We start from the raw sequence: 7,422 nt of genomic DNA, 5'->3' as shown, positions 1-7,422 counted from the left end.
GGACTTCGGATTGATAACAATATGCATCAATTGTTTTTTTTGATACATCAATTCCTACTACTTCTTTGTAATTTTTCATATTTTTACATTTAGGTTAATAAATATGTTGCTTTAACTACTTCCTTTATCGGGAGATTTTTCCTTTATCGGGAGATTTTTCTCCTGGTATTCCAAATGGTTCTTGGCAACTTTATAGAAAGAGAGGACTCGTACGTGCAGTGGAGCTCAAAATCTAAAACACGTTATAGTTCTCCTCTCTTTCTTTATAAAGATATTTATTACAAACTAAAGGAACACGTTGTGCAACATTAAATATGAAATTAAAATTCGTCATAATATTTATATTTTTAGCCTTTTTAAAGGTTGAATATTTTCATTGTCAAAATGACACAATCAAAGGAAAAATCTTTTCTTCTATTAGTATGAAAAAACCTAAAGGAGATATTTACATTTACATAAAAGGAACTTCAAATGGAACAATTTCTGACCAATCAGGAGAATTCAAATTAATTCCAAAGACTAATATGGAAATTTATCTTCTAGAAATTTCAGTCGGTAATTATCCGAATTTAATTTATGAATATAAATCTTTATGGAGTAAAAGGAAAAATCCGAAATCAATTGTAATTGAAGGAAAGTGTGAAATAAATAAAGAAAAAGCAAGAAAAGATTGGAAAAATGGTACTCCAAAACTTTATTTGAATAGTGGTATTGTTCCTATTGCTAATACAAAAGCAGACGAAAAATTTGAAAAAAAAATATAATGTTGAATATGTGGATCTTGGTTGTAATGGAAAAAATTATGAATGTGTAACTGAATATAATTTTTACATAATAAAAGTTTTAGATTTTCAATTTCGAGAAAAATGGAGAAAAACAAATAGGAAAGAAATAGTTGGAATGGAAGATTATCAAAATTCTATAAAGGCTTGTCTAAATTAAAAAACGTTGCATAACAAATAACTAAGTTTAAAAAATTCAAATTCAAGCTAATTTTTACTTTTTCCTTTATTCACAATTCAGTCATAAAATTATCTAAACACTGTATGATGTTTTCACGCTGAAAAAGAACGTCAAAAAATCACAATTTCAAATACTTTTTTACAAATTGTAAACCTCAATTTTTAAAATATCTTTTCCTGTCTTTTGTAAAAAAAATAGAAATCAGGAATAATTTGACGAAAATCAGGTTTTTTAAGAGCTAAAAAAGGATCCTTTTTCACATCATTTGTGGTATTTTTTACCACAAAGCATAAAAAAAGAAAAAAAATTTTAAAAAAAAGTGAAAATATTTTATAAACAGGTAAAAATCAGCAAAATTGAGGTTAAAAATAGGGCTATTTTATCGATATTTTGAGTAAAATATTTTAAGTAATACTTTATATAATAGTATTTAATTTATTATATATCAATTGTTTAATACATTATATATAAATGCATAGTTTAAGGATATTCGAAATTTTATAAAATTCAAAAATTGAGCTAAAATTGCTATAAAATAGCTCTTTTTTTGATAAAAAAACACTATTTCTAGATATATTTTCTCGAATCAAATAATTTTTTTTTCAAATTTACTTTGTTTGTAGTAATTTTTCACTACATTTGATGACCCCCTTTAAAATGAAACGTGTAGATAAAGAAAGAGCAGAAAGAGTAATTATGGTTTTTAATGATACTGGTTTAAATCAACGACAGTTTTCCGAACTCATCGGAGTTTCTCAACAACTTGTCAGCGCTGTAATCAACTTCACCAAAAAACCAAATGAAACGATTTTGCTTGGAATTATCGACAACGTAAAAGAAATAGATCCAATGTGGTTGTTTACCGGCGTTGGAAAGTACAAAAATAACTATGTACCCCTAACTGAAGTTCAATCCCCTATAGAATTTCACATCAAAAACATAGTTAGAAGGCAATTTGAAGAATTATCAAATGGTATTCTTCAAAAACTATCAAATATTGAAGAGTTTGTTAAAAAGTCTAATTAACTAAAGTTACCCCTAAAATTAGACAAACAGAACGATTACTTAAAAAGTTCCCTAGCTTTTTATGCAAATTGAAATCTTCAATATTTGATATTTTTTAAAAGTCTTCAAAACAAAAAACCTTCTTGATAAATCAAGAAGGTTTTTTTTGTTGGGTGGAAGACGGGACTCGAACCCGCGACACTCGGTACCACAAACCGATACTCTAACCAACTGAGCTACAACCACCGTGTATAACTTGCGGGTGCAAATATAATTTATTTTCGAATACTCAAAAAGAAAATTTTAAATTAATTTACTAAAATTTTCAATTGCCACGTAACGTTCTGCTGTAAAACCCTCTGCACTTTCTACATCTATCAGTCTTCCTAAATCTCTTGCTCGATATACAATGCTGTCAATGAAGTTTTTACTTGTAATTGGGGTTTCTGGTTCATTACTAGTTGGGTCGTAAAATTGAGAAGCGTATGCCATCACCGAAGCAATTTTTATATCTAAAAATCCGGAAACATCTACCACAAAGTCAGGTTCAATGTTTTTCCATTGAATGTAATGATACACTTGTTTTGGGCGCCATCTTTCTTGAATTGTACCATCAATTTTGGTTTCAATTTTTATCAAACCACTCAAAAAACAAGCATCAGAAACCAATTTACTTCCTTTTGCATGATCTATATGCCTATCGTCAATGGCATTGCATAACACGATATCTGGTTGGTATTTTCGAATCATTTCAATGATTTTCAATTGATGTTCCTTGTCGTTTGAGAAAAATCCATCAGCAAAATTCAAATTTTCTCTAACACAAACTCCTAATATTTCTGCGGCTTTTGTGGCCTCTTTATGTCTTATTTCAATAGAACCTCTTGTGCCCAATTCACCTCTTGTCAAATCAATAATGCCTACTTTTTTTCCTAATGAAATTTCTTTAGCAATGGTAGCTCCACAACTCAATTCTACATCATCAGGATGTGCTCCAAAAGCAAGTATGTCTAATTTTATCATAATTTAAAAATAACGGTCATTTTTATTAAAAAACACTCTTTTGAGATGATTTTTCAATTGTCAAAAATAGACATTTCATAGAAAGTATTTGCATAAATAGTAAGCTATTTCGTTTGCGTTTTTCATAAAAATCAACATTCGCATAAATTCGATAAAAGACTTGTAAATTTATTGTTATTCAGCGTTTTATGACATTTGTCATACGTAAAAATGGGTTTATTTAGGTATATTTATAGCACTATTCAAAGTCATAAAATCTTCATTTTAAGTACTTGCAGTGACTCTATAAAAATAAACCTTTTTAAATAATTTATATCCTATGGAAACAATAAAAGAAATTAAAAAACCAGATTTAAAAAAATATGGAATTAAAAATGCTCATGTAAATTGGGATTTATCTCCTGAAGAATTGCAAAGAATTACCATCAAAAAAGGAATGGGTACTGAAACCAAAAACGGAACATTGGCTGTAAATACTGGAAAATTTACAGGAAGATCACCTCAAGACCGATTTATTGTAAAAGATACTTATACCGAAGATAAAGTTTGGTGGGGAAAAATAAATAAACCATTATCTACAGAAAACTTTGAAAAATTACAGCAAAATGTAGTTGAGTATTTATCAAACAAAGAATTGTATGCAAGTGATGCATATGTTTGTGCTTCTCCTGAATTCTCGACCAATATCAGAACAATTGCTGAATATCCTTGGTCAAGTATGTTTGTGTTCAATATGTTTTTGAGATTGCCAGAAGAAGCTCATGAAAATTTTAAAGAAGATTGGCTGATTCTTTGCGCACCAGGTTATGTATGCGAAAATCCTGAAGCATATGGCATCAGACAAGGAAACTTTTCAATTTTAGATTTTACTAAAAAAATTGCTTTGATTGGCGGTTCTGCTTATACAGGCGAAATGAAAAAAGGAATTTTCTCGGCATTGAACCTGATTTTACCAATTGAAAAAAACGTATTGCCTATGCATTGCTCAGCAAATGTTGGTGAAGCTGGTGATACTGCAATTTTCTTTGGATTGTCTGGGACAGGAAAAACAACTCTCTCTGCAGACCCTCATAGAAAATTGATTGGTGATGATGAGCATGGATGGACAGCAGATAATACTATTTTTAATTTTGAAGGAGGTTGCTATGCCAAAGTAATTGATTTGACCGAAGAAAAAGAACCTGATATTTTCAGAGCAATCAAACCTGGAGCAATTTTAGAAAACGTTGTTTTTGATGCCAATGGCGATGTTGATTTTGCTGATTTTTCTATCACTCAAAATACGCGAGTGAGTTATCCTATTTATCATATTGATAATATTCAAGAACCTTCTTTTGCAAACAATCCCACAAATATTTTCTTCTTAACCTGTGATGCTTTTGGGGTCTTACCTCCTATTTCAAAATTAACGCCAGGTCAAGCTGCATATCATTTTATCTCAGGATACACTGCAAAAGTAGCAGGAACAGAAGCCGGAATTACAGAACCTGTTCCTTCATTTTCAGCTTGTTTTGGCGAACCTTTTATGCCTTTGCATCCTACAAAATATGCTGAAATGTTGAGCAAAAAAATGACTGAAGCTGGTGTAAATGTTTGGTTGATAAATACTGGTTGGTCTGGAGGACCTTATGGAGTTGGTTCAAGAATCAAATTGAAATACACAAGAGCGATGATTACTGCTGCTTTGGAAGGAAAATTAAATGAAGTAGAATTTCATCAACATCCAATTTTTGGATTGTTTATGCCTAAATACTGTCCAAATGTACCCATAGAAATGCTTGACCCTATGAATACTTGGCTGCAAAAAGGTGGGTATGTAAGCAAAGCCATACAGTTAGCGCACTTTTTCCATTTGAATTTTGAAAAATTCTCAGCAAAAGCATCAAAACACATTATGGATGGTGGCCCATTAATTGACGAACATCACCATTTAGATGATCATATTTAATACTTATTAGAAATGACAAATCGAGGTTTTTATTTTCATAAAAACCTCGATTTTTTTTTAAGTTGTTGAGTCTAATTGAATTTTAAAAAAAATTACCACGAATTCGCGGATTTTTTATAACAATAAATCCAATAAATTTGAATTTTCATCAAAAATGAAAACAATTGTTGTGATGAATTCCTTACAATTTGTGAATTCGTGGCAAAAAAAATCTATTTTATAATCCAATAAAATATTTAAAACCAACAAGTTATTTTAATCAGAAAATATCATTTATAATTTTTGCGCTTTTTCAATTGCCTGTTCAATATCAGCCATCAAATCTTCAGGCTCTTCAATACCAACTGAAAAACGAATCAATCCATTTTTAATGCCTCGTTCCAAACGCTCTTCTTCACTCAATAAAGCATGTGTCGTTTTTACAGGGCTCACAGTAGTGCTTTCCAATCCTGCCAAACTCATTGAGGGTTTTATCAATTGTAAATTGCGCTGAAAATCCATAGCATCAATGTGACTTTTCAGTTCGAAAGACAACATCGCTCCAAAACCTTTCATTTGCTTTTTAGCAATTTCATATTGAGGATGACTTGGCAACCCAGGATAATAAACAGCGTCAATATTTGGATTTTTTTCTAAATATTCAGCCATGATTTGCGCATTTTTAGTTTGTTCTTTTACTCTCAAATTCAGGGTTTTCATACTGCGTTCTAATAACCAAACTGTTTGGTCGCTCAAATTTCCTCCATAATTAATGGCTGTTTTCCAAATTTTAGAAATATGCTCTTTGCTTGCAGCAATGGCTCCTGCTGAAATATCTGAATGTCCTCCCATATATTTTGTAGCAGAATGCAACACAATATCAATTCCAAAGTCTGCTGGATTTTGATTAATGGGCGAAGCAAAGGTATTGTCTATCATTGTGGTGATTTGATGTTGCTTTGACAAATCAGCAATGGCTTGCATATCAGTAATTCCTAACAATGGATTGGAAGGTGTTTCAATATACATGACCTTTGTATTTGAACGAATTAACGGGATAAAATCTTCAATCTTGTCAGATTCTGTAAACGAATATTCAATTCCGAATTTCTCAAATTCATTCACCATAAAATTAAAAGTACCTCCATAAATTATTTGTTGCACGATAATGTGATCCCCTTTTTGAAGAAAACCAAACAATGCCGCAGAAATTGCTGCCATTCCCGAGCTAAAAATCAATGCATCTTCAGTATGCTCTAAAACGGCAATTTTTTTATGCAACATTTCTTGATTTGGTGTATTGAAATATCGAGGATAGCGTTTGATATCTACACCATCAAAAGCATAAGAGGTTGAAGGATATATAGGCGAAACTGCGCCTTTAAATTGTTCGTCTTTCACCTCTCCTACATGTACGCAAGTAGTGTTAATTCCAAATTTCTTAGTACTTTTCATGAAAATAATTTAGAATGCTAAATTACTAAATTCCATTGAAATGCTTTAAAAGTGTAAAATCTTATTTGTAAACATATCATTACAATAGTAACAATCGAATTTGCGCGAATTGTAATCGAATGTTATTCCCTAATTTTAATTGAGAGTTTCTATATTTGCAATAAAAATACGAATGGCTTCAGGAATATTTGCCTTATTAGATGATGTAGCTGCACTCATGGATGATGTGGCTGCAATGAGTAAAATAGCTACTAAAAAAACCGCAGGTATTTTGGGTGATGATCTTGCTGTAAATGCAGAAAAAGCGATGGGTTTTGTTTCTGATAGAGAAATTCCTGTTATTTGGGCAATTACGAAAGGATCTTTTTTAAACAAACTCATCATTCTTCCTGTCGTATTTATTTTAAACGCCATTTATCCGCCAGCTATTATTGGCATTTTGATTATTGGTGGTTTGTATTTAGCCTATGAAGGTGCAGAAAAAATCTATGAATTTTTTGTACCACATCCTAAAGAAGTTGTCGCTGAACAACTAGAAGAAATCACTCCTGAGCAAGTAATGGCTTTCGAAAAAACAAAAATCTCCTCTGCCGTTCGCACTGATTTTATATTGTCATTAGAAATTATCATCATTGCAATGGGTACTGTTACTGATGCTCCTTTTGTAAATCAACTTTTGGTGGTGACTGTTGTTGCTTTGATTGCAACAGTGGGTGTTTATGGGATTGTAGCATTGATGGTTAGAATGGATGATGCTGGTTATAAATTGATTAAAAAAGGAACTGATAAAAGTAAATTTCTTGTTTTTTTGGGAACAATTTTAGTAAAATCTTTACCCATCATTATTCGCATGTTGGCTGTATTAGGAACCCTTGCACTGCTGTTGGTTGCTGGTGGAATTTTTGTACATCATATTGACTTTTTTCATCATATATTGACATCTTTACCTGCAACACTTCAAGAATTTCTGATTGGTTTGGGAGTTGGATGTATGGTGCTTCTTTTTGTTATTGTGTTTCAAAAAATCAAAAAAAAGCTATCTTCGTAAC

General features: G+C 31.2%; 6 protein-coding genes and 1 tRNA gene. 4 read left to right on the top strand and 3 right to left on the bottom strand.

What is annotated here, in order from left to right:
• The first annotated feature begins 314 nt into the window (after positions 1-314).
• Positions 315-764 (top strand): hypothetical protein, encoded by a 450-nt coding sequence (locus IU405_RS08615; protein WP_197438205.1) that lies wholly within the window; start codon positions 315-317, stop codon positions 762-764.
• Between the two features lie 856 nt (positions 765-1,620).
• Positions 1,621-1,989, top strand: coding sequence for a helix-turn-helix domain-containing protein (locus IU405_RS08610; protein ID WP_197438204.1), 369 nt, complete (start codon positions 1,621-1,623; stop codon positions 1,987-1,989).
• Positions 1,990-2,139: 150 nt separating this feature from the next.
• Here the strand turns inward: IU405_RS08610 and IU405_RS08605 are convergent.
• Together IU405_RS08605 and bshB1 are read right to left on the bottom strand one after the other, a co-directional pair.
• Positions 2,140-2,215, bottom strand: a tRNA-His gene (locus tag IU405_RS08605).
• A gap of 56 nt (positions 2,216-2,271) precedes the next feature.
• A complete protein-coding gene (gene bshB1 / locus IU405_RS08600; protein WP_197438208.1) occupies positions 2,272-2,988 on the bottom strand; it encodes a bacillithiol biosynthesis deacetylase BshB1 in 717 nt (238 codons plus the stop codon).
• 322 nt (positions 2,989-3,310) lie between these two features.
• Here bshB1 and pckA point away from each other — a divergent pair, with 322 nt between their 5' ends.
• Positions 3,311-4,939 carry a phosphoenolpyruvate carboxykinase (ATP) gene (gene pckA / locus IU405_RS08595; RefSeq protein ID WP_197438203.1) on the top strand — a complete coding sequence of 543 codons (1,629 nt, stop codon included), beginning with the start codon at positions 3,311-3,313 and terminating at the stop codon, positions 4,937-4,939.
• Positions 4,940-5,212: 273 nt separating this feature from the next.
• Here pckA and IU405_RS08590 read toward each other — a convergent pair whose 3' ends face one another.
• The gene (locus IU405_RS08590; RefSeq protein WP_197438202.1) at positions 5,213-6,373 is read right to left on the bottom strand and encodes a trans-sulfuration enzyme family protein; all 1,161 of its coding nucleotides are present in this window, start codon (positions 6,371-6,373) and stop codon (positions 5,213-5,215) included.
• 172 nt (positions 6,374-6,545) lie between these two features.
• Here IU405_RS08590 and IU405_RS08585 point away from each other — a divergent pair, with 172 nt between their 5' ends.
• On the top strand, positions 6,546-7,421 hold the full coding sequence (locus IU405_RS08585; RefSeq protein WP_197438201.1) for a DUF808 family protein: 876 nt from the start codon (positions 6,546-6,548) through the stop codon (positions 7,419-7,421).
• Position 7,422 lies beyond the last annotated feature (1 nt).

The sequence above is a fragment of the Polaribacter sp. BAL334 genome (assembly GCF_015767435.1).
Lineage (GTDB): Bacteria > Bacteroidota > Bacteroidia > Flavobacteriales > Flavobacteriaceae > Polaribacter.
The sequence above is the reverse complement of the archived record's forward strand: the minus strand, read 5'-3'. Positions and strand labels throughout refer to the sequence as shown.

What these genes read in the sequence shown, in the direction of transcription:
- IU405_RS08610 (WP_197438204.1), top strand. Translation starts at nt 1,621, where the DNA reads ATGAAACGTGTAGATAAAGAAAGAGCAGAAAGAGTAATTATGGTTTTT.
- pckA (WP_197438203.1), top strand. Translation starts at nt 3,311, where the DNA reads ATGGAAACAATAAAAGAAATTAAAAAACCAGATTTAAAAAAATATGGA.
- IU405_RS08615 (WP_197438205.1), top strand. Translation starts at nt 315, where the DNA reads ATGAAATTAAAATTCGTCATAATATTTATATTTTTAGCCTTTTTAAAG.
- IU405_RS08590 (WP_197438202.1), bottom strand. Translation starts at nt 6,373, where the DNA reads ATGAAAAGTACTAAGAAATTTGGAATTAACACTACTTGCGTACATGTA.
- IU405_RS08585 (WP_197438201.1), top strand. Translation starts at nt 6,546, where the DNA reads ATGGCTTCAGGAATATTTGCCTTATTAGATGATGTAGCTGCACTCATG.